General features: G+C 61.9%; 22 protein-coding genes and 1 pseudogene. 18 read left to right on the top strand and 5 right to left on the bottom strand.

Annotated elements, in window-relative coordinates:
• Window positions 1–582 precede the first annotated feature (582 nt).
• Window positions 583–1,413: an AraC family transcriptional regulator gene (locus ACVILL_RS11095; protein WP_456729075.1), complete on the bottom strand. Its 831-nt coding sequence runs from the start codon at window positions 1,411–1,413 to the stop codon at window positions 583–585.
• Between the two features lie 113 nt (window positions 1,414–1,526).
• On the opposite strand from ACVILL_RS11095, the gene ACVILL_RS11090 reads away from it, so the two are divergent.
• The 17 genes and pseudogenes from ACVILL_RS11090 to ACVILL_RS11010 form a co-directional block, all read left to right on the top strand.
• Window positions 1,527–1,910, top strand: a complete 384-nt coding sequence (locus ACVILL_RS11090; RefSeq protein WP_456729074.1) for a RidA family protein — start codon at window positions 1,527–1,529, stop codon at window positions 1,908–1,910.
• Between the two features lie 16 nt (window positions 1,911–1,926).
• On the top strand, window positions 1,927–2,766 hold the full coding sequence (locus tag ACVILL_RS11085; RefSeq protein WP_456734241.1) for a fumarylacetoacetate hydrolase family protein: 840 nt from the start codon (window positions 1,927–1,929) through the stop codon (window positions 2,764–2,766).
• A 4-nt stretch (window positions 2,767–2,770) separates the two neighbouring features.
• Window positions 2,771–3,673 carry a LysR family transcriptional regulator gene (locus ACVILL_RS11080; RefSeq protein WP_456729073.1) on the top strand — a complete coding sequence of 301 codons (903 nt, stop codon included), beginning with the start codon at window positions 2,771–2,773 and terminating at the stop codon, window positions 3,671–3,673.
• 120 nt (window positions 3,674–3,793) lie between these two features.
• Window positions 3,794–4,990 (top strand): amino acid ABC transporter substrate-binding protein, encoded by a 1,197-nt coding sequence (locus ACVILL_RS11075; protein ID WP_456729072.1) that lies wholly within the window; start codon window positions 3,794–3,796, stop codon window positions 4,988–4,990.
• An 18-nt stretch (window positions 4,991–5,008) separates the two neighbouring features.
• Window positions 5,009–5,875, top strand: coding sequence for a branched-chain amino acid ABC transporter permease (locus ACVILL_RS11070; RefSeq protein WP_456729071.1), 867 nt, complete (start codon window positions 5,009–5,011; stop codon window positions 5,873–5,875).
• Window positions 5,872–6,810 (top strand): branched-chain amino acid ABC transporter permease, encoded by a 939-nt coding sequence (locus ACVILL_RS11065; RefSeq protein WP_456729070.1) that lies wholly within the window; start codon window positions 5,872–5,874, stop codon window positions 6,808–6,810. The genes ACVILL_RS11070 and ACVILL_RS11065 overlap by 4 nt, the downstream gene beginning before the upstream one ends.
• The gene (locus ACVILL_RS11060; RefSeq protein ID WP_456729069.1) at window positions 6,807–7,562 is read left to right on the top strand and encodes an ABC transporter ATP-binding protein; all 756 of its coding nucleotides are present in this window, start codon (window positions 6,807–6,809) and stop codon (window positions 7,560–7,562) included. Before ACVILL_RS11065 ends, ACVILL_RS11060 begins: the two co-directional genes overlap by 4 nt.
• Window positions 7,559–8,278 carry an ABC transporter ATP-binding protein gene (locus ACVILL_RS11055; protein ID WP_456729068.1) on the top strand — a complete coding sequence of 240 codons (720 nt, stop codon included), beginning with the start codon at window positions 7,559–7,561 and terminating at the stop codon, window positions 8,276–8,278. The genes ACVILL_RS11060 and ACVILL_RS11055 overlap by 4 nt, the downstream gene beginning before the upstream one ends.
• A gap of 33 nt (window positions 8,279–8,311) precedes the next feature.
• Window positions 8,312–9,775 (top strand): aldehyde dehydrogenase family protein, encoded by a 1,464-nt coding sequence (locus ACVILL_RS11050; protein ID WP_456729067.1) that lies wholly within the window; start codon window positions 8,312–8,314, stop codon window positions 9,773–9,775.
• Between the two features lie 141 nt (window positions 9,776–9,916).
• On the top strand, window positions 9,917–10,711 hold the full coding sequence (locus ACVILL_RS11045) for a transporter substrate-binding domain-containing protein (RefSeq protein WP_456729066.1): 795 nt from the start codon (window positions 9,917–9,919) through the stop codon (window positions 10,709–10,711).
• Complete coding sequence (locus ACVILL_RS11040) at window positions 10,708–11,202, top strand: RidA family protein (RefSeq protein ID WP_137483351.1); 495 nt, start codon at window positions 10,708–10,710, stop codon at window positions 11,200–11,202. Before ACVILL_RS11045 ends, ACVILL_RS11040 begins: the two co-directional genes overlap by 4 nt.
• Before the next feature lie 142 nt (window positions 11,203–11,344).
• A complete protein-coding gene (locus ACVILL_RS11035) occupies window positions 11,345–12,544 on the top strand; it encodes a pyridoxal phosphate-dependent aminotransferase (protein ID WP_456729065.1) in 1,200 nt (399 codons plus the stop codon).
• Window positions 12,545–12,645: 101 nt separating this feature from the next.
• A complete protein-coding gene (locus ACVILL_RS11030; RefSeq protein WP_456729064.1) occupies window positions 12,646–13,407 on the top strand; it encodes an amino acid ABC transporter ATP-binding protein in 762 nt (253 codons plus the stop codon).
• A gap of 25 nt (window positions 13,408–13,432) precedes the next feature.
• On the top strand, window positions 13,433–14,236 hold the full coding sequence (locus tag ACVILL_RS11025; protein ID WP_456729063.1) for an ABC transporter substrate-binding protein: 804 nt from the start codon (window positions 13,433–13,435) through the stop codon (window positions 14,234–14,236).
• A 27-nt stretch (window positions 14,237–14,263) separates the two neighbouring features.
• Window positions 14,264–14,935, top strand: coding sequence for an amino acid ABC transporter permease (locus tag ACVILL_RS11020; protein ID WP_137483354.1), 672 nt, complete (start codon window positions 14,264–14,266; stop codon window positions 14,933–14,935).
• 24 nt (window positions 14,936–14,959) lie between these two features.
• On the top strand, window positions 14,960–15,358 hold the full coding sequence (locus tag ACVILL_RS11015; protein WP_456729062.1) for a RidA family protein: 399 nt from the start codon (window positions 14,960–14,962) through the stop codon (window positions 15,356–15,358).
• Window positions 15,359–15,617: 259 nt separating this feature from the next.
• Window positions 15,618–15,859: pseudogene (locus tag ACVILL_RS11010) on the top strand (3'-5' exonuclease); the annotation flags it as partial.
• A gap of 152 nt (window positions 15,860–16,011) precedes the next feature.
• On the opposite strand, the gene ACVILL_RS11005 reads toward ACVILL_RS11010, so the two are convergent.
• The 4 genes from ACVILL_RS11005 to ACVILL_RS10990 all read right to left on the bottom strand — a co-directional run bounded on the left by ACVILL_RS11005 (window position 16,012) and on the right by ACVILL_RS10990 (window position 18,535).
• Window positions 16,012–16,422 carry a nuclear transport factor 2 family protein gene (locus ACVILL_RS11005; protein ID WP_456729061.1) on the bottom strand — a complete coding sequence of 137 codons (411 nt, stop codon included), beginning with the start codon at window positions 16,420–16,422 and terminating at the stop codon, window positions 16,012–16,014.
• A 50-nt stretch (window positions 16,423–16,472) separates the two neighbouring features.
• Complete coding sequence (locus ACVILL_RS11000) at window positions 16,473–17,066, bottom strand: malonic semialdehyde reductase (protein WP_456729060.1); 594 nt, start codon at window positions 17,064–17,066, stop codon at window positions 16,473–16,475.
• A gap of 54 nt (window positions 17,067–17,120) precedes the next feature.
• Complete coding sequence (locus tag ACVILL_RS10995; RefSeq protein WP_456729059.1) at window positions 17,121–17,732, bottom strand: NADPH-dependent F420 reductase; 612 nt, start codon at window positions 17,730–17,732, stop codon at window positions 17,121–17,123.
• 68 nt (window positions 17,733–17,800) lie between these two features.
• Complete coding sequence (locus tag ACVILL_RS10990) at window positions 17,801–18,535, bottom strand: SDR family NAD(P)-dependent oxidoreductase (RefSeq protein ID WP_456734240.1); 735 nt, start codon at window positions 18,533–18,535, stop codon at window positions 17,801–17,803.
• 254 nt (window positions 18,536–18,789) lie between these two features.
• On the opposite strand from ACVILL_RS10990, the gene ACVILL_RS10985 reads away from it, so the two are divergent.
• The gene (locus ACVILL_RS10985; protein ID WP_456729058.1) at window positions 18,790–19,689 is read left to right on the top strand and encodes a LysR family transcriptional regulator; all 900 of its coding nucleotides are present in this window, start codon (window positions 18,790–18,792) and stop codon (window positions 19,687–19,689) included.
• Window positions 19,690–19,824 lie beyond the last annotated feature (135 nt).

The raw sequence follows: 19,824 nt of genomic DNA, 5'->3' as shown, positions 1-19,824 counted from the left end.
GCCTTCGCCCTGCGGGCTTCGGCCTAACAGCCTTCGTTCGCTTCGCTGGGAGTTCGTGGCACGGGCTTGCCCAGCCGGAGTTCGCGAAGCGACATTCTTCCATCCGACCCTGATCAAGCACTGCATTCGATATGGCGAATACATCGAAGCAGGCCTGCTCAACCAGATCCGGTTCCGCGAACTGGCTCTGGCGATGTGATGGACCCTGATGCTCGTTCTCACTAATTTCTACGCCATTCTACTCGGAGACTTGAGACGAGCGGGGAGCAAGGATAGGCAATTAACGGTAGCGAGGACCGTAGGTACCCACGTGCTGCGATGGAAAACCGCCTATAAATCAATGGGGATTGACTGACACTCTCTCCGCCAGTTCCTTTGCACCCCTCACATCATAGCGGACACACACCGATCGGCATAGTTCGACGAGCCGCGCGTCGTAGATCTGGATACTGGGGCGGGAAAATCGGACAGCCGTCGGATCAGTGTGGCCAAGCCATTCCGCGGCTTCCCTGTAGTCGTACTGAGGGCTGTGGCAGAACGAACGCAAGATCTACGAGCCTCGCCGATGAGGCTTAATGCCGGCTATTGCATCGACCGCGCATAAAGCGCCGGGGTCGTGCCGGTGAGCTGCTTGAAGCGCTTCGTGAAATGCGCCTGGTCGGCAAAGCCGACGTCCAGCGCGACTTGCGCCACCGGCTCTCCGAGCCGCAGGAGCTGCCGCGACTTCGCAATTCGAACCTGGGTCAGGTAGGCATATGGCGTCAAGCCGACGTGTTTCTGGAAGAGCCGTATGAGGTGAAACGAACCAACGCCAGACGCCTTCGACGCGTCCTTCAGGCTGATGTGGTCACAGGCGCGCGCCTGCAAGAATTCTACCGCACGGTCGACCGCCTTCGGACAGTCTGCTTCGGAATGGACAAGCTTGCCGGTGCCGAAACGCTCGAACAGTAGCGAAACGCCGCAGGTCATCGCTTCTTCAGTTGCCGCTGCGTCGCCGCCGGCGATGGCAAGTCTTTGCGCCGCGTCAAGGCACTGCCAAATGTCGCGATCGTCGATGACCGTCTGCCTAACGACAAACCAATCAGCACGTGAGCGGGGCACCATCGCTGCGAGGGCGCGCTCCGACACATAAAGCGCGGCGTAGACCAACTCGCGGCCATGCTTGCGTTCGCCGGTATGCATCTCGCCGGGATTGACCACCACCAGGCTGCCGGGCGCCGCATGTTCCCGTGTGCTCCCACACCGGAACGACTTCACACCGGCATGCATGACGCCGATCATCAGTTCATCATGCGAATGCGGTGCGAAGCTATGCCGCACGAATCTCGCCGACATGACATCGATGCCGCCAAACATCGGCGAGCTGCGAAACGTCGCTCTGTCGAGTGGACTTTCAAATCGAATGGCGGTCATGGGCGCAAGGTCAATATCCGACAAGAAGGATAGATCGGTTCATGCTTTGTGTAAACCAACGGGCAGGCTCCAAGGTGGATGGTGGCGGCCCCATTCGTACTGAGGAACCCGAAATGACGAGAACGACCGTTACCGCGCCAGACCTTACGCCGCCTGTCGGACCCTTCGCGCAGGGCGTATGGGCGGGCGAACTGCTCTATGCGTCGGGCCAGGTTGGTCAGGATGCCACGAGTGGGGCGATCGTCACCGGCGGTATCGAAGCTGAAACACGCCAGGCATTCGAGAACATGAAGCGGGTTCTTGCTGCAGCCGGGCTAGGATTCGAGCACGTTGTCAAGGTGCAGGTTTATCTCGTGGACATAGATGACTTCGCGGCAATGAATGCGATCTATGGCGGGATGTTCGCTGCGCCATATCCGGCGCGCACGACAGTGCAGGTCGCAAGACTGGCGCTGAATGCGCGCGTCGAGATCGACGTGGTTGCGCGACGATCTTGAGCTTGGCGAGCCGATCATGAAACTCGTTCGGTTTGGTCAACTGGGGCACGAGAAGCCGGGCGTGGTCGACCAACAAGGTCGTATTCGCGACGTCTCAAGTCGGGTCTCCGACTGGACCGGTGAGGCGCTTGATCCCGCGCGCCTCGCCGAATTGCACTTGATTGACATCACGGCTCTTCCGATCGTACCGGCCGGCGTTCGGTTGGGGTCGCCGGTGCCTACACCTGGCAAGATCGTCTGTGTCGGGCTCAACTATGCCGACCATGCGGCCGAGACCGGGTTCGAGTTGCCGAGCGAACCTCTTGTCTTCTTCAAGTCGCCGACCGCCATTTGCGGACCGACCGACCCGATCATAATTCCGAGGACGGCGAACGCTGTCGATTGGGAAGTAGAGCTCGCTTGTGTCATTGGTCGATCGACGGTCGACGTTGGCGAGGATGACGCGATGGCTGCCGTCGCTGGCTTGGCGGTCGCAAACGACGTCACCGAGCGAAAGTGGCAGTTCGAGAGAGGCGGTCAGTGGAGCAAGGCCAAAAGTGCCGACACGTTTGCGCCACTCGGTCCTTGGTTGGTCACTCCGGACGAGGTGACGGACTTGGGAGGTCGACGCATCTGGCTCCGGAAGAACGATGTGGTTCGTCAGGATACCGTTCTGGCGCAAATGATCTTCACGGTCCCGCGAATCATTGCCCACCTCAGCGAATTCATGCGCCTCATGCCGGGTGATGTGATTCTGACCGGCACGCCCAGCGGAGTGGCCTACAACAAGTCCGAGCCGGATTATCTTCGGCCGGGCGATCTACTGCGCTGCGGGATCGACGGGTTGGGCGAGCAACTCACCACAATCGTGCTTTGACGGCATGCTGGATCCGGCGCTCCGATACTTCATGGAAGTCGTGGACTGCGGATCCATACGACTGGCGGCAGATCGCCTTCAGATCGCGCCAAGCGCGATCAGCCGCCAGATTCAGGTGCTCGAGCATCGGTTTGGTGCAGCACTCCTGGTGCGAAGCCGGACAGGCATCGAAGCAACGGAGCAAGGCAAGCTTGTCGCCAACTATGTGCAGTCCGCCAAGCGCGATCTCGACAGGCTGAAATCCGCGATCGACGATCTCAGCAGCTTGCGCCGCGGCCGCGTGGTGCTCGCGACGGTGGAGGCGACGCAGGGACGTATCTTGCCTGAGTGCATCTCGGCCTTTCGCGCCAAATTTCCCGGAGTGGACCTCGAGGTGCGCATCCTCGGGACACACCAGGTGTCAGAAACGCTCCTGAAGGAGGAAGCGGACATCGGGATCGCGCTTGATCCTCCGTTGCGCAACGAGCTCCTCTTGCGGATGCGCTGGCCGCAGCCGCTTCAGGCTGTCATGAAACCGAGCCATGGGCTGGCGCAGCAGGCTGGCAGCCTCCGCTTGAAGGATGTCTTGGCGTCGGCGCACATTCTTCCCGACCGCAGCTTCGGCATCCGCTCCGTGATCGAACGCGCCGCCGCAAAAGCCGGGGTCGTCGCTCGGCCGTTTCTTGAAGCCAACTCTCTCGATGTTCTCAAAACGATGGTGACGTCGACCGACGCCTTGACGGTGTTGCCGCCCGAGGCGCTTTTCCGCGAATTGGCGGGTGGCTGTCTCGTTGCCCGCAAGATCGACGATCCGTTGCTGGTGAAGACAACCATCGACGTGATGACCCTGCGCACCCGGCCGTTGTCGAAGGCCGCAGAGACCCTGCTGGGCTTCGTTCGTCAAAGCATCGCCGACCACAAATCCTAGTCCCTCTGACGGGGTGTTCTAAATACGAGAACGCCGCCTACGCGTGTTGGCTCTACCGCCGCGACCACCCAGTTTGTGATCATCGCTCCCCAGATAACGGTTAAATCAGGGGAGGGGCTGATGCAGCGCCGAACAGTATTGATGGGGATGGCGGCCGCGATCGTGGCGCCCGCGATTGTTCGAGCACAGGGTACCGACGAACTGAGGATCGGCGCGCCTCTTCCGTTGACTGGGCCGTTGGCTCCCGAGGGTCAAAAGCAGAAGCGCGGATATGATCTTTGGGTGAAGGAGGTCGAAAAAGCCGGCGGATTCCAGGTCGGCAACCGCCGCGTTCCCGTGCGGGTCATCTATAGCGACTATCAGTCGGCGACTCCGCGTGCCGTCCAGGCCTGCGATCAGCTCGTGACGCAGCAGCGCGCGCATGCGCTGTTCAGCCCGTTTGGCTCCGGAGCGGCGAAAGCATCGAGCGCCATTTCCGAGCGCTACAAGGTGCCGATGATCGCGCCCACTGCGTCCTCTCGCGAAGTCTACGATCAGGGCTACAAATACCTCTTCGGAACGTTCACCCCCAACGAGACGCTGACCGAGCCGCTCGCCGACATCGTCATGGCGGCAGCGCCGACCATCAAGCGCGTGGCGATCTTCTCGCGTAACGACCTTTTGCCGCTCGCGATGAGCGTGGAGATGAAGAAGTCGGCCGCTAAGCGCAATCTTGAAGTTGTGTTCGACGAGAAGTTCGCGATAGGCAGCCTGGACTTTGCCTCCGCGCTGACCCAGATGCGCAGCGCCGGTCCGGAGTGGGTGTTCGTCGGCGGTTATGTGAATGACCTCGTCCAGGTTCGGACGCAGATGCGGGACCTGGGCATGAAGCCGCAGGTCCTTACCATGATCGCCGGGCCTGCCTACGAGGAGTTCACGCAGGCATTGCATGCCGCGGCAGAAAACATCTCGAGCGCGTCCTGGTGGCATCCGGCCGCGCGCTACAAGGGTGTGGATATATTCGGAAGCACGGAAAGCTTCGTTCAGAAGTTCCAAGCGATGTATTCGGCGTTGCCGGACTACATCGAAGCGTCCGCCGCGGCCGCAGGCTCAATCCTGCAATTGGCGGCGCTCAAGTCCGGGTCCCTCGAAGGCCCGGCTCTGCGCGATGCTCTGGCGGGCCTCGATGCGATGACGTTCTACGGTCCGATCTCGTTCGGTCCGACCGGGCAGATCGAAAAGCTGGTGCCGCCGGTCTTCCAGATCCAGGGCGGCAAGCCGATCGTGCTCGCGCCGTCGTCCATCGCGCAGGGCGAGTTTCGCCTTGGCATCGCCTGATCGAAGGGCGGTGCCATCGTGCAAATCACGCAGGTCGCTCTGAACGGACTTTTGCTGGGTGGCCTCTATGCGGTGATGGCGGCGGGCTTCTCGCTGGTCTGGGGCGTGCTGAACATCATCAACATCATGCAGGGGTCTGCCGTCGTCCTCGGTTCCTATACGGCGTACTTCGCCTGGAGATACGCGGGCATCAATCCCTTGCTCGCGATCGCGGTCGCGGGCCCCGTGCTGTTTGCGGCTGGTTGGCTGCTGCAGCGATTCTTGATCCAGCGCGTGGTGACAGCCCCCGTGCTGATCACGCTGGTCTTCACGTTCGGTCTGGACCTGATCCTGAATAACGCGATGATCAGCTTCTTCAGCGCGGACTACCGCAAGATCGAAGGTGCCTTTCCGACCGCGCCACTCACATTGGGTGCGCTGACGCTTCCCGTCGATCGTCTCCTGGCTGCGGTCGTGGGAGTTGGTGCAGCGCTCGCGCTGCACTTCTATCTCCACAGATCCCGTCTGGGCCGTGCGATCGTCGCGGTCAGGATGGACCGGCAGACGGCCGAGTTGATGGGCGTGCAGGTCGAACTGATCTACGCGATGACCTTCGGGCTTGGACTTGCGATGGCTGGGGTGGCGGGTTGCCTGCTGGCCGCAATTTTCCCGACTTCGCCGCTGAACAGCGCCTACTATCTCCACATCGCCTTCGTTGCCTGCGTGCTTGGCGGGCTCGGCAGCATCCTGGGTGCCATTGCCGGCGGATTGCTGCTTGGTGTCGTGGAGAGCCTCGGGTCTCTCTTTGTTGGAGCCGAATACGGCACCACCGTAGCTGCCGTGATTCTTCTCCTGATGCTGCTCACGCGACCGCAGGGCCTGCTGGGCCGGGCAGGTTACGAATGAATTCTCGTACGCTTCTCGCGCTCGCCATCGTCGTCATTGGCGCGGCCGCCTGTGCCGGGCTGCCCCTTGTCCTTGCCGGCGAGCCGTATCTCATGCGCCTCGTCACGATGTTCAGCCTTCTGCTCGTACTGGCTGCCTCCTGGAACATCGTCGGTGGCTTCACCGGCTACCCATCGTTCGCGACGGGTGCGTTCTTCGGGCTGGGAGCCTATGCCGCCGCCATCATGCAGGCAAAGGGCTTCGACTGGCGCCTGGCCCTTGTCGTCGCCGGAATTGCCGGCGGCGTTCTCGCCGCGCCATTCGGCTACGGCGTTCTCAGGCTGCGAGGCCACTACTTCGCGGTTGCGAGCCTGATGCTCGGCGCGATCCTCAAGGAACTGACGACCGGATGGGCCGACCTGACGGGCGGTGGCATGGGGCTGACCGTTGCCGGCGCCGGCGGTGACCCGGAAGTTCTGGCGGCCTTCTCCCTGCGGCTCTCTCTCGCTCTCGCAGTTCTGACCGTGCTCCTCGGCGCGGCGATCAAATGGAGCCGTCTCGGATTCGGGCTGGATTGCATCCGCATGAATGAAACTGCCGCCGCCGGTATTGGCGTCGACGCTCAGAAACTGAAAACCTGGGCTTTCGCGCTCTCGTCGGTGACGGCGGCGATGGCTGGCGGCGTCTATGCCGGCTGGATCGGTTACATCGATCCGACGGACGTCTACGACGTCATGTGGTCCGTAAAACCGATAGTTGCGGTCCTGCTCGGGGGCGTGGGCACGGTCCTCGGTCCGATCGTAGGTGCTGCAATCTTCGTCGCGCTCGAGGAAATCGTCTGGCGGAACGTCCTGAGCTTTAGTGCCGGAGGTCTCGGCGTCCTGATCGTCCTGCTGCTTTTAGTGCTCCCAGCCGGCGTGCTGCCATCCCTCGTTTCCAGAAAGAGCGGGCCATGAACGCGGCATTGCTCGATGTCAGGAACGTCAGCCGCCAGTTCGGCGGACTGAAGGCCACCGATGACGTCTCATTTACGCTGAATGAAGGCGAGATTGTCGGCCTCATCGGCTCGAACGGCGCCGGAAAGACGACGCTCGTCAATCTGGTGACCGGTCATCTCAAGCCGTCGCGCGGCACGATGTCGTTTCGTGGCGAAAACATCACCGGCCACAAGCCCCATGAGCTCGCGCGTCGCGGCCTGATGCGAACGTTCCAGATCGTGCAGCCGTTCAACGACCTGACTGCTCGCGACAACGTGGCCGCCGCTGCCATGTTCGCCGGTCATACGCGATCGTTCGCCGGCGCGCGGGAGCGAGCCGACGAGTCGTTGGACAGTCTTGGCATCGGTCATTGCCGCGACCACCTGCCCGTTCGCATGACTCTGGCCGAACGCAAGCGCCTCGAGCTCGCGAGAGCCTGGGTCGCACGGCCGAAGCTGCTGTTTCTGGACGAAGTGAACGCCGGCTTGAACTCGGGGGAGATCGAGGGCGTGCTCGGCATGATCCGGAAGATTGCCGCTGAAGGCGTCGCAATCGTCATCATCGAGCATCTGATGAAAGTCGTAAGGGGGCTTTGTCCCAGGCTCATCGTGCTGCACCGAGGCCAACTGCTCGCGAGCGGCCCGACCGACGAGGTTGCGCGTAACCCCGCCGTCATCGAGGCCTATCTCGGGACACGCGGTGCGGCCGCCATGCTCGGAGAGAAGTCGTGACGACGAGCCTTTTCATCTCGAATCTCTCCGCAGGCTATGGCGACGTCCACGTGCTGACGGACGTTTCGATGTCGATCGAAACCGGCGCGATCACGGCGGTGATCGGTTCGAACGGCGCCGGCAAGACGACATTGCTGCGCAGCCTGTCGGGGTTGCTCAAACCGCGCCAAGGCAGCATTCGTATCGGCGATGCCGAACTGGCCGGTGCCAAGCCTCTCGACTTCGTCAATGCGGGCATCGCGCATGTACCGGAAGGCCGTCGCCTGTTCGCCGGCATGACGGTCGAGGACAACCTGCTGATGGGCGCGTTCGCGCGTGCAGCGGCGCGGACGGATCTTCAGCGTGACCTCGACCGGGTCTACGCAGCTTTCCCGAAACTCGCCGAGCGTCGTCGCCAAGACGCCGTTTCCATGTCCGGAGGCGAGCAGCAGATGTGCGCGATCGGGCGCGGGCTGATGTCACGGCCGCGCGTCATGATGATCGACGAGTTGTCACTCGGCCTGGCGCCCGTCGCAGTGGATTTCCTCGTCGAGGCGCTGAAGACGATCAGCGCCGACGGTGTCGGCATCGCCGTCGTTGAACAGGATGTCGCCGTGGCGCTCGATTTGGCCAAGCACGTCGTCGTCATGGATCGCGGCCGGGTTTCGAAAGCCGGATCCAGTCAGGAAATCTCACAAGACCACGCAATTCGCGCCGCCTATCTCGGCGTCGACTGAGCTTCTTTCAACCTAAACCAGGGTCAATCTGCCATGAACGCTACACAGTTCGACATCATCCGATCACCCTATGACGGATCTCCAGTTGGTCAAATGCCGGTGTCGGATGCAGCGGCGGTCGAGAAAGCCATCAATGCCGCCGAAGCCGCCTTTCATGTCATGCGGAAGCTGCCGCGCTTCGTCCGCGCCGATATCCTCGCGCGCGCCGCGGAGATCTTGAAGGCCAGACGCACCGAATTCGCCAGCACCATCGCTGCCGAAGCGGGCAAGCCTCTTTACGACGCCCGGGGCGAGGTTGCCCGTTCGATCTTCAACCTCTCCAATGCCGCCGCGGAAGCGCGGCGTTACGGCGGTCGCGAGATTCCCCTCGACATGGATGCAGGCGTCTACGAGTACCAGACGACATCGGCCGACGGCGCTCCGCTCGATCTCGCCAACGCGGATTTCGCGCAACTGTCTTCCATTCGCCGGCGCATCGGCATCGCGAGGCGGTTTCCGATCGGGCCGATCCTTGCGATCGCGCCGTTCAACTTCCCGCTCAATCTCGTGCTACACAAGGTCGCGCCGGCGCTTGCGGTCGGAAATTCGGTCGTGCTGAAGCCTGCACCCCAGACGCCGCTGACATCGCTCCTGCTTGCGGAGATCTTGACTGAAGCCGGCCTCCCAAAGGGGGCGCTTTCGGTCGTCCATTGCAGCGTTCCCCTCGCGGAGCAGATGGTCAAGGACGATCGCTTCGCGATGGTCACGTTCACGGGGTCGGCGAAGGTCGGCTGGCACATCAAGTCGATCGCGGGCAAGAAGAAAGTCGCACTGGAACTGGGCGGGAATGCCGCCGTTGTCGTCTGTGCAGATGCTGACCTCGACCTCGCTGCCGCCAGGTGCGTCAGAGGTGGCGTCGTCTATGGCGGGCAATACTGCATCGGCGTCCAGCGCATTCTCGTCGATCACACCGTACATGACGCGTTCGTCCAGAAGCTCACCAGCAAGGTCAGTGCCTGCAAAGTCGGCGATCCCATGCAGGAGGGTGTCGACGTCGGTCCCGTCATTGACGAAGGGTCGGCGAAGCGTATCGCGGGCTGGATCGACGAAGCGGCCGCTGCAGGGGCCAAGATATTGGTCGGCGGCAGGCGCGAGCGCGCTGTCGTCCAGCCAACGGTCATGGCGGGCACGAAGAGCGGAATGATGATCGAGGACGAGGAAGTCTTCGGCCCGGTGCTGACCGTGAATCCTTTCAGGGATTTCGAGGAAGCCGTCCATCGCGCGAACGCGACCCGCTACGGCCTGCAGGGGGGCATGTTCACCAACGACCTCATGCGCGCATTCTCCGCGATCGAGGATTGGGACGTGGGCGGCCTGATGGTCAACGACGTGCCGATCTACCGGCTCGACAACATGCCGTTCGGTGGCTGGAAGGAATCGGGGCTGGGTCGCGAGGGAACGGTCTACGCGATGGACGAGATGACCGACATCAAGCATCTCGTCATCAATTATGCCTGATGGCAGGTGTTCTGACTTGAAGAACGCCGCGAGCGCATCCGCCCACTACTAGGGCTGTTGCCGTCACTGCCATATTCAGCCCGAGGACGCGAAGTCCTCGGGGGAGAGTTCAGAATGAAAACGACGTCACGGAAGTTCGCGATGGCCGCGATTGCGGCTCTGATCGCCGCGCCGGCGATCGCCCAAGACAAGTTCGTTTTTGCCTATATCGAGGAACCGCCATTCGCGGCGACCGTCAATGGACTTCCGGCAGGGTCGGACGTCGACGTCGCCAGGGTGGTGCTGGCGAGAATGGGCATCAAGGACGTCGAGTTGAAGAAGGTGGAGTTCGCTGAGCTTATCCCGGGCGTGGCCGCAAGCCGATGGAAGATGAACACCGCGCTGTTCGTCACGCCCTTGCGCTGCAAGACCGTTGCCTACTCCAATCCAATCTGGGCTCTGGTCGACGGCATGATCGTCCGCGCAGGCAATCCAAAGCATATCACCAGTTACGCCACGGCCGCGTCGTCCGGCGCCAAGCTCGGTGTCGTCAGGGGCACCGTACAGATCGCGACGGCAAAGGCGGCTGGCGTGCCGGCTGACCGGATCGTCGAATTCGGGGCGCAGGAGGGCGTCCTGGCTGCGATCAAGGACAGGCGCGTCGATGCCTATCCGAATTCAGCGCTTGGCCATCGTGCCCTGCTGGCTTCGTTGAAAGACCCGGATCTGGCGCTCGCGCAGCCCTTCGAGCCGCCGATGGAGAACGGTCGCCCGAAAGCAGGCTTCGGCGCATTCTCGTTCAATCGGACCGACGGTGCGTTCATCGCCAAATTCAACGCAGAGCTTGCACGGTTTCTGGGCTCCGACGAACACCGCGCGCTTCTAGCCAAGTACGGCTTTGGACCAGACGAGATCTCGCCGGCCTTGACGGCGAACAGCGAGGAGTTGTGCAAATGAACGCTTCGTCCGCAACAACCGGGGATCTGCAGGATCCGGAGGCCGTACTCGCCAAGCTCGGAATCGAGCTTCCGGCATCCATCCCACCCGTCGGCAACTATGCCCGGGCGAGGGCGGCCGGAAACGTCCTGTATCTGGCGGGCCATCTGCCCGACTCGGCCGGCGTTCCCCAATTCATGGGAAAGCTCGGTCGCGAAGTCTCTGTGGAAGAAGGCTATCAGGCCGCGCGCGTTGCCATGGTCAACACTCTGGGAACCATCAAGGCAAACCTCGGCAGCTTGAAGCGCGTCAAGCGCATCACCAAGCTCCTGGGGATGGTGAACTGCGTCGCCGACTTTGTCCGGCAGCCCGAGGTCATCAACGGAGCCTCCGATCTGCTCGACGAGGTGTTCGGCAGGGAGATCGCGCTGCACGCGCGTTCGGCGGTGGGCATGCATTCGTTGCCCCGCGGAAACTGCGTCGAAATCGAAACGATCCTGGAGTTCGAGTAGGGCCGGTCGACGCGACGGTAGACGCGATGCTGGCGCAGCCATGGCCAGATCGGAGCCGCCTGCCGCGAGGATCGCAACTTCCGACAAGACGTGAGCCCTGCGGCACCCACAGTCTTGCTGACCAAACGACAAGAGGTGCGATGTGAGCGACGAGGCAGATTGGCAGGGCCGCTTTCCCCGAAATGAGATCATTTCTTTGCTTGACGTCAATCGGCGATACAATCTGGCCGAGAGCACGGCCCAGGATCTGACGCTCGGCGAAATTCTCGACCTGGCCGGCGGCGCGGCCGCGCTGGGCGGCCTCAAGATGGGCTATGGCACATCGGCGGGCCTTCCGCGGCTCCGGACCGCGATCGCGGCTCTCACCGGCGTCCTGCCGGAGGAGGTCGTCACGACGCAGGGCACGGCCCTCGGTCTGTTCATGCTTGCCTTCGAGCTGTGTCGCCCCGGCGACGAGGCCGTCATCGCGATGCCGTCCTTCCCGCCGTCTCGCGACTCCCTCGTCGGGGCGGGCGTAACCTTGCGCGAGTGCCGCCTGACGTTCGACCAAGGCTTCAAGCTCACTGTCGGTGCGCTCGAGCCCCTTCTCAACGAACGCACGAAGCTCGTCAGTATCGCCAGTCCGCAGAACCCGAGCGGCGTCCGGGCGACCTTGGATGAGATAAAGGCCATCCTGGACCTGATGCGGGTCAAGTCTCCCACCGCGTGTCTTTTCGTCGACGAGACCTATCGCGACGCGACGTACGGCGACGAGACTCCCCCGCGAAGCGCCGCCGCAGTCGACGATGCTGTCATCACGGGCGGATCCGTATCCAAGGCGCATGGCGCACCGGGACTTCGTGTCGGCTGGCTCACCGTCCGGGACCCCGCATTGCGCGAGCGACTGACGGTTGCGAAGATGAACATGGTGATCTCGGGCTCTCCGCTCGATGAGACCTTGGCCTCAGTCATCCTGGAGACGCGTGAGAAAATCCTAGGCGCGCGTCGCGGTCTGCTTGCTGCGGGTCTGTCGAAGGTTGCGGCGTGGGTCGACGCCCAGGCCGGAAGAGTCCAGTGGGTGAGGCCGGATGGCGGAGCAATGTGCTGTCTCCGGCTGAGCCCGAACGTTTTCGACGACGGCGGGATTGCCCGCTTCTGGTCAACTCTACCGGCGGCCGAGCTGCAGATCGGCGACGGTGCCTGGTTCGGGGAGTCTTCCGCCGTCCTGCGCCTCGGCTTCGGGTATCTGCCGATCGACGTCCTTCCGGCGGCATTGGATGCTCTGTCCAACGCGATCGAGACGGCGGTACGGCCAGATCCAGTGGGGGACGCCCTTCGGCCGCCTAGCCGCGTGGTGGTCTAATTTGGGCAACACTGCGCTCGCAAGTGGTCTCTTTCCGCTCGGACTATCAGCCACTCTAATCGAACGGGTCAGAGGCCGTCAGAAGAAGCCAGTGGGACGACATGGTGTCAGCGGTAAGGAAGGCCATTCTCGAAGCCCTTCAAATCAGAAAGAGCTTTGGTCCTCTTTCGGTGCTCGACGACGTCTCGCTCTCGGTCGCGGAGGGCGAAATCGTCAGCCTCATTGGTCCCTCCGGATCGGGAAAGACGACCTTCCTGAGGTGCCTTGCGCTTCTAGAGGAAATCTCCGCCGGCGAGATTCGCGTCAATGGGACCACGGTGGCTGGGTCTGATGCCGCGCGGAATTCGCAGGCGGCCAAACTGATCAGACGGGACATCGGCATGGTGTTCCAGCAATTCAATTTGTGGCCGCATATGACCGTCCTTCAGAACGTCATTGAAGCGCCGATGCGGGTTCGAGGAATCTCGCGCGACGTCGCAACGGCGTCAGCCATCGAGATATTGGCCAAGGTCGGGATTGCAGCGAAGCGGGATGTGTACCCTGCACAACTCTCGGGCGGCCAGCAGCAGAGGGTGGCGATATCGCGCGCGCTGGCGATGAACCCCAAGGTGATCTTGTTCGATGAGCCGACGTCCGCGCTCGACCCGGAACTGCGACACGAGGTCTTGGCTGTCCTTCGAAAGCTCGCAGACGATGGGCAGACCATGGTGGTGGTCACGCATGAGATGGGCTTTGCCCGCAACGTAAGCACACGCATCGCTTTCCTGGACGGTGGCAAGCTCGTCGAAGAGAGCGAATCCGAGCAGTTCTTCAAGTCGCCCAGGACGGAGAGAGCGAAGCAATTCCTTGAGATGATGTTCTGACAACGAACAATGACGGGGGACCAGAATGAATAAGCTCTTGATCGTCGCCGCGAGCCTGATCGGCATTGCCTTCCATTTCGGATCGACGCCGGCGCTCGCGCAACAAAAGGTTTCGAAACTCACGTCGATCCCGCAAAAGGGCAAACTCCGCGTCTGCCAGGTCCCGAACTATTACGCCATTTCATTTCGGAATCCGAAGACCGGAGAGCTTGAAGGGATCGATGTCGATCTCTCCAAGGAGCTCGCGAAGGAACTCAACGTTCAGCTCGAGATCGTCGAGACGCAGTTCTCGACTTTCATTGCCGACCTCCAGGCCGACAAATGCGATATCGGAATGTTTGCCGTCGCCGCGACCCTCAAGCGAGCTCAGGCGGTGGAATTTTCCAACCCGTATCTCGAGTCCGGACTTTACGCCGTCGTTAAAGATGGCAGCAAGATTCAGAAGTGGGAAGATGTCGACCAGCCCGGCGTTCGGGTCGTGACCGGGCTGGGAAGCTTCATGGATGATGTCATGAAGGGATATTTGAAGAAGGCCACCCAGCGCAGTGTCGTTCCGCCCGCCGATATGTTGAGCGAGATCGCCGCCAACAAGGCCGACGTCTACATCAGCGACTATCCGGCCAGCGTCAGGATCAAGAAGGAGTTCGACTGGGCGAGGCTGATTTCGCCGTCCGAGCCGCTTGCAGTCACGCCGTATTCGTATGTGGTCGCACCGGGGGACCAGGTCTGGCTTAACTACATCAACTTGTTCGTACGAACGATCCACAACGACGGCCGGCTCAAGAAGTATGCGGAGAAGCATAATCTTGGCCCGATGGTCGCCAAGTAAACCGATCGGCGCAGCTCGGGTCGAGACATGAACACGTACGCGTTCAGATGGGATGTTGTGTGGAGCAATCTGCCCTTCCTGCTTTCGGGCCTAAAGGGGACATTGATCATCTCTGCCGCCACGCTGGTGATGGCGATGTTGGGCGGCCTGGTGCTGGTGTCGCTGGACCTCTCCAAGTGGAGAGTGGTGAGATCCATCAGCATCACGTTCGGGGAGTTGGTTCGTAACACTCCGATTCTGATCCAGCTGCTCTGGTACTACTATGTGCTGCCGATATCGTTCGGAATCGACCTTCCGGCAATGTTCGCGGCCATTCTGGGGCTTTCGATCTATTCGTCAGCCTTCATCGGAGAAGTGTATCGCGCGGGAATTCAAGGCGTCCCAAAGGGGCATGTCGAAGCGGCGAAGGTGCTTGGACTGAGCAGGCTGCAGACCTTCAGGCGAATCGTATTGCCCCAAGCGTTTTGGGCCAGTCTTCCCCCGCTGGCGTCGAATTTCGTCATGCTCATCAAGTACTCGTCGCTCGCCTCGGTCTTGTCGGTACCCGAGATCACCCGAAGGGCGACCGAGTTGTCGTCCTCGACATTCAGGCCGTTGGAAATCTTCACCGCGGTGGCGGTTGTGTATTTCATCATCTGTTGGCCTCTGACTCTGACGATCAGGTGGCTTGAGCGACGAACGATGCGACTTAGAAAATGACATTCGACAAAGGAGGAGTTCTTGATGACAAGTGAAACCGTGCGCCTGGTGGATTCTCATGCCCACGACCGGCCGTTCTCGCACGCATCAATTGTAGGCCCCTGGATATTCACCAAAGGAACGGCCGGCTACAACCCGGTCACCAGCGAATTTCCGCCGGATATTCGTGAGCAGACGGCTCAATGCATGAAGAATCTCGCCGAGATTCTCAGGGAATGCGGGGCGACGTTTGCCGACGTCGTCAAGGTCAACGTGTATCTCGTTGATGTCGGCGACTACGATGCCGTGAACGAAATCTATCTCAAGGCGATGGAAGGACATAAGCCCGCCCGGTGCTGCGTGGGCGTCCCGGCGCTACCCTCGCCAAACGAGAACATGAAGATCGAAATGATCGCGTACAAGGAGGGTAGGAGCGAGAAATAGTTCAATCACCTTTGCTCTGGGAAGCGGCTAACGGTGAGTGGAGGACATTGGATGCGAAACTCCAGTGTTCACTGTGGCTCAAGTGGTGGGTTTTGATCTAGAAGGTTCGAAAATCCTCTATCTTTCAATAGAGATTGACTGACACTCTCTCCGCCACTTCTACGCCACAGGTCTCCCCAGTATCCGCTTATTCGAATCTACCGCAAGGCCACCGAAGCACCCCGCGATTCTGCGCTGTTGCTCGCGCGGGCTGTAGTTTCGCGGCGGGACGGTCCGGATCTGGGCGGAGCAGTCGCCGTTCGAGTTGAAGGATTCGTTGAACGGCGAGGCTATCGCTGGAGCGACGGCTCTGACGGCCGCCCCAAGTCCTGGTACGTCGACGTCGGCGAGTCCGCCGTGGCCGCCGAGCTCGCGTTCCTGGAGGCGGAGATCTATCTGCGCGACGTGGAGCCGAGGCAGCAGACGCTGACTGCCTTCACGCGGTTCTCGGGGAGAATCTAGACCGCATTGAGCCCGCATCTCGCGCTTCTCGCTCCAACCGGACTGCGCGGCTTCGGAGTTCGTTCACCAAGTGATCAGCAGCGACATGCGCACTCTGGCATCGATCGCGAGATCGTAACCGTCGGAACGGCGGAAGCGATGGCCGGCCGCAGTCAAAGCTTCGCATCCTTCTCGGAGGCTCGCGCCAAAGCCTGCGTGTCGACGTACTCTCTGATCTTCGTCAGCTTGCCGTCCCGGACGGTGATGGCGAAGACCCAGTGGTCTTCGAACGTCCGCTTCGTAGACTTGATCGTACCCGTCGCGAATCCGACGACCACGACCCGATCGCCCTGCGCCACAAACTCGGGCGGCGCAGGGAAGGTCGTCTCGACCGAGAATGAAGCCTTCCGGAGCAGCTCCGTCAATCCCGCGTGACCCCGGTGCGTGCCGGCCAGCGGCCAGTTCTCGCCCGGTATGATCCATTCGATGTCTTCGGCGGTCAGCGACAGAAGATCTTCCTTGTCGCCGCGGCCCACGGCCGCGAAGAAATCCTTCACGGCCCGCACGTTCCTCTCGATGCTCATCGACGTCTCCATTGTCTCTCATTGATGAGGGGATCGGCCGTTGCCTGCGCCTATGCCCAGCGGCCGGCGTCCTCGAAGCTTAGACGAGCGTTGCGCGGGAAGACGGAGGCCGGATCGCCATGCCCGATGCTGCAGATGAAGTTCGACTTGATCCGCGTGTCGGCGAAGAACGCCTTGTCCACGCCAGCGTTGTCGAAACCGGACATTGGGCCGCAGTCCAGTCCGATGGCCCGCGCGGCGATCATGAAGTAGGCGCCCTGCAGCGTCCCGTTGCGCATCGCCGTCGCCTCGGCGATTTCCGGCGGAGCGAAGTATTTCTGCATCATCTCCGCGGCGTGCGGCATCAGCTTCGGCAGTTCGCGTGCGAAATCCAGGTCGTGGCCGATAATCACCGTGACAGGAGCCGCGAGAATCTTCGGCTTGTTCACCTCGGGGGCCAATCCGGCGAGCTTCGCCTTGCCGTCGGCGCTGCGCACCCAGACGAAGCGCGCCGGGCTGCTGTTCGCGGACGTCGGTCCCCACTTCATCAGGTCGTAGACGTCGCGCACCATCGCTTCGTCGACGGGACGGTCGAGCCAGCCGTTGGGTGTGCGGGCGGAGCAGAAGATCAGATCGAGTGAATCGTCGGACAAAAGCGCGGTCATGGGTATTTTCCTTCGAAATCTTTGAACGATGGGCGTGAAGGTGGGGACGCGTGATCAGGACTTCTTTTCGAACTGGACGAGGTCCTTGAAGATCAGCCGGCCCCACGTGCTTCCGTAGCCTTGAACGAGCATGCCGCCTTCAGAGAGCCCGCCCAGTTCGATCGGCGCGAAGCCGAGGCTTTTCGCGAGCGCGCCGATATCCTTCGCCGCGTCGTCGTCGTCGCTCGCGAGAAACACGACCCTCCTGCCGCCGTGGACGGCGGGATCCTGGCCGAGGACGGTCGCGCCCAGATGGTTGAAGCCCTTGACGAGCCTGCCGCCGGCGAAGGCCTTGGCGACGGCCTTGGCGGAGGACAGTTGTCCACCGAGCTTTTCGGGCGACATGCCGTTGCCGTTGGTCACGTCGACGACGGTCTTGCCCTTCCAGTCGGGAAGCACCTTCGCGACGTCCGGATGCTGTTCGAAGCGGACGGCCAGGAAGATGACGTCCGCCTTGATCGCTTCCGCCAGCGTCTTCGGCTTGATTCCAGTTCCGATTGCGGCCGCGTCCGACGCGAAGCTTTCGGGCGCGCGGGTGGTCGCGACGGACACCTCGATGCCGTTGCGCGCGAACGCCTTGGCGAGCGCTTGGCCGATCTTGCCGAAGCCGATGATTGCGTAGCTCATGATGTTTCTCCGATGCAGGTCGGGCACGATCGCGGAGCGATGCGCGTCGTCGCGATCGGGCGGGGGTTTCAGATGGCCGAGAAGCCGCCGTCGACGGACAGCTCCAGCCCGTTCACGAAGCTGGAATCGTCGGAGGCCAGGAACACCGCGGCTGCGGCGATCTCTTCGGGACGACCCATCGTTCCCCGCGGTATCAGAGATTCGAACATCTTCTTCGCCTCGGGGGTGAGGACCTGGTCCTGCATCGGCGTGGCGATCGGACCCGGGTGCAGCACGTTGACCCGGATGTTCCGACCCTTCAACTCGTTGAGCCAACCGCGGGCGAAGGCATGGAGCGTCGCCTTGCTCGCCGCATAGACGCTGTAGCCGGGAAAGCCTTTGAGCGAGGCGACCGAGCCTGTCATGAAGATCGATCCGCCGTCGTTGAACAGCGGCAACGCCTTCTGGACCGTGAACAAGGTACCGCGCGCGTTCAGGCCGAAGGTCGTGTCGAAAAGCTGCTCGGTGATCTGGCCGAGCGGAGCGGCGTCGCCCATGCCGGCGCTCGCGTACAGGACGTCGATCTTGCCCTTCTCGCGCTTGACCGTGTCGAACAGACGGTCGAGCTCGTCGAGCTTGGCCGAGTCGGCGCGCACGCCCGTGACGTTCCTGCCGATCGACTTGACGGCCTGGTCGAGCGTCTCCTGCTTCCGGCCCGTGATGAAGACGTACGCGCCTTCTTCGACGAACCGCTTGGCGCTTTCCAGCGCCATGCCGCTCGACCCACCCGTGATGACCGCGACCTTACCGTCCAGCTTACCCATGATCTTGTCCTTCAAAACCGTTCGGGGATATTCCCGATGAACCCGACCTAGGCCTGCGGCCGTCCGGAGGTCAGTCCGGAAAAACGCACATCGCTGGTGCGTAAATCATCCGGCTTGATGATTGAAGGCGATCTCAGAGTGCCGTTAACGTACGAGCAACCCGCTCTGGAAGGGCACTTATTATTGCTTATATCCTCGCATGCTGTGTGGAATAAAGCCTGTAAACGCGCACCCTTGTGGTGCCGGATAGCACCATGATCGATTGGGATGACATTCGCTATTTTCGCGCCGTCGCGCGCGGCGGATCGGTCCGGGCCGCCGCGGAAAAGCTCGGGGTGAACCACTCGACCGTGATCCGGCGCGTCGCGCAATTGGAGGAACGCCTCGGCGCGCAGATGTTCGAAAAGCTGCCGTCGGGCTACCGCCTGACGGACGCCGGCGAGGACGTTCTGGAGTTCGCCGACCAGATGAAGGCGTCGTCGCAACAGCTCGAGACCCGCGTCTTCGGCCGCGACCAGGGCGTGCGCGGTCTGTTGCGGGTGACACTTCCGCCGTTCCTCGCGACGCACCTGCTGATGCCGGACTTCGCCGAATTCGCGCGTCTGCATCCCGACATCGAGATGGAAGTCCTTTCGACAGGCGAGGTGGCGAACCTCACCAACCGGGAAGCCGACGTTGCGATTCGCAACGTCGGCGACCGCAAGAACCTGCCTCTCAATCTTCACGGCCTCAAGGGTCCGGAGATGTACGGCGGCGTCTACATGTCCCGCGATCGACTAGCCGCGTGGCGGATGGGCGTGACAGACGCGATCCGGTGGATCGTCGTGAACGACGACGGGCTCCCGGATTGGGTTCGCAAGGGAGAGGTCCCCACTACGGGATCGCCGTTCAAGACCCCGGACGCCGGGGCCCAGATCGTCGCGGCACGGCAAGGGATCGGGATGACGAGACTGCCGTGCTTCGTCGGAGACGCCGATCCATCATTTACCAGGGTGCCGGGCATCGGTCTGCACATGTACGGAACGCTCTGGCTTCTCACCCACGGCGAGACGCGCAAGACCAAGCGCGTGCGGCTCTTCACGGAATTCCTATCCAAAAGGCTCGCCAATCACGCTCCTCTGCTGGCTGGACTTTCCGTCGCGCGGGATCGATGAGCGGGCCGTCGCCCTAAAACATGAAGCGGGCGGCGCCGCCAAGGATTCGCGAATTAAGCCCGAAAGCCTTGAGCCGCCTCGAAATCGCCCGACACTGACGGTCGAACAGGCGTCTTGGGTGGTACACAGCGGTGG

Source organism: Bradyrhizobium sp. USDA 3364 (assembly GCF_054056355.1).
Note: the sequence above shows the minus strand (reverse complement) of the source record. Positions and strands in the feature narration are given on the sequence as shown.

What these genes read in the sequence shown, in the direction of transcription:
- ACVILL_RS11025 (WP_456729063.1), top strand. Translation starts at nt 13,433, where the DNA reads ATGAATAAGCTCTTGATCGTCGCCGCGAGCCTGATCGGCATTGCCTTC.
- ACVILL_RS11075 (WP_456729072.1), top strand. Translation starts at nt 3,794, where the DNA reads ATGCAGCGCCGAACAGTATTGATGGGGATGGCGGCCGCGATCGTGGCG.
- ACVILL_RS11060 (WP_456729069.1), top strand. Translation starts at nt 6,807, where the DNA reads ATGAACGCGGCATTGCTCGATGTCAGGAACGTCAGCCGCCAGTTCGGC.
- ACVILL_RS11040 (WP_137483351.1), top strand. Translation starts at nt 10,708, where the DNA reads ATGAACGCTTCGTCCGCAACAACCGGGGATCTGCAGGATCCGGAGGCC.
- ACVILL_RS11065 (WP_456729070.1), top strand. Translation starts at nt 5,872, where the DNA reads ATGAATTCTCGTACGCTTCTCGCGCTCGCCATCGTCGTCATTGGCGCG.
- ACVILL_RS10995 (WP_456729059.1), bottom strand. Translation starts at nt 17,732, where the DNA reads ATGAGCTACGCAATCATCGGCTTCGGCAAGATCGGCCAAGCGCTCGCC.
- ACVILL_RS11090 (WP_456729074.1), top strand. Translation starts at nt 1,527, where the DNA reads ATGACGAGAACGACCGTTACCGCGCCAGACCTTACGCCGCCTGTCGGA.
- ACVILL_RS11045 (WP_456729066.1), top strand. Translation starts at nt 9,917, where the DNA reads ATGGCCGCGATTGCGGCTCTGATCGCCGCGCCGGCGATCGCCCAAGAC.
- ACVILL_RS11085 (WP_456734241.1), top strand. Translation starts at nt 1,927, where the DNA reads ATGAAACTCGTTCGGTTTGGTCAACTGGGGCACGAGAAGCCGGGCGTG.
- ACVILL_RS11005 (WP_456729061.1), bottom strand. Translation starts at nt 16,422, where the DNA reads ATGAGCATCGAGAGGAACGTGCGGGCCGTGAAGGATTTCTTCGCGGCC.
- ACVILL_RS11000 (WP_456729060.1), bottom strand. Translation starts at nt 17,066, where the DNA reads ATGACCGCGCTTTTGTCCGACGATTCACTCGATCTGATCTTCTGCTCC.
- ACVILL_RS10985 (WP_456729058.1), top strand. Translation starts at nt 18,790, where the DNA reads ATGATCGATTGGGATGACATTCGCTATTTTCGCGCCGTCGCGCGCGGC.
- ACVILL_RS11095 (WP_456729075.1), bottom strand. Translation starts at nt 1,413, where the DNA reads ATGACCGCCATTCGATTTGAAAGTCCACTCGACAGAGCGACGTTTCGC.
- ACVILL_RS11020 (WP_137483354.1), top strand. Translation starts at nt 14,264, where the DNA reads ATGAACACGTACGCGTTCAGATGGGATGTTGTGTGGAGCAATCTGCCC.
- ACVILL_RS11030 (WP_456729064.1), top strand. Translation starts at nt 12,646, where the DNA reads ATGGTGTCAGCGGTAAGGAAGGCCATTCTCGAAGCCCTTCAAATCAGA.
- ACVILL_RS10990 (WP_456734240.1), bottom strand. Translation starts at nt 18,535, where the DNA reads ATGGGTAAGCTGGACGGTAAGGTCGCGGTCATCACGGGTGGGTCGAGC.
- ACVILL_RS11050 (WP_456729067.1), top strand. Translation starts at nt 8,312, where the DNA reads ATGAACGCTACACAGTTCGACATCATCCGATCACCCTATGACGGATCT.
- ACVILL_RS11015 (WP_456729062.1), top strand. Translation starts at nt 14,960, where the DNA reads ATGACAAGTGAAACCGTGCGCCTGGTGGATTCTCATGCCCACGACCGG.
- ACVILL_RS11080 (WP_456729073.1), top strand. Translation starts at nt 2,771, where the DNA reads ATGCTGGATCCGGCGCTCCGATACTTCATGGAAGTCGTGGACTGCGGA.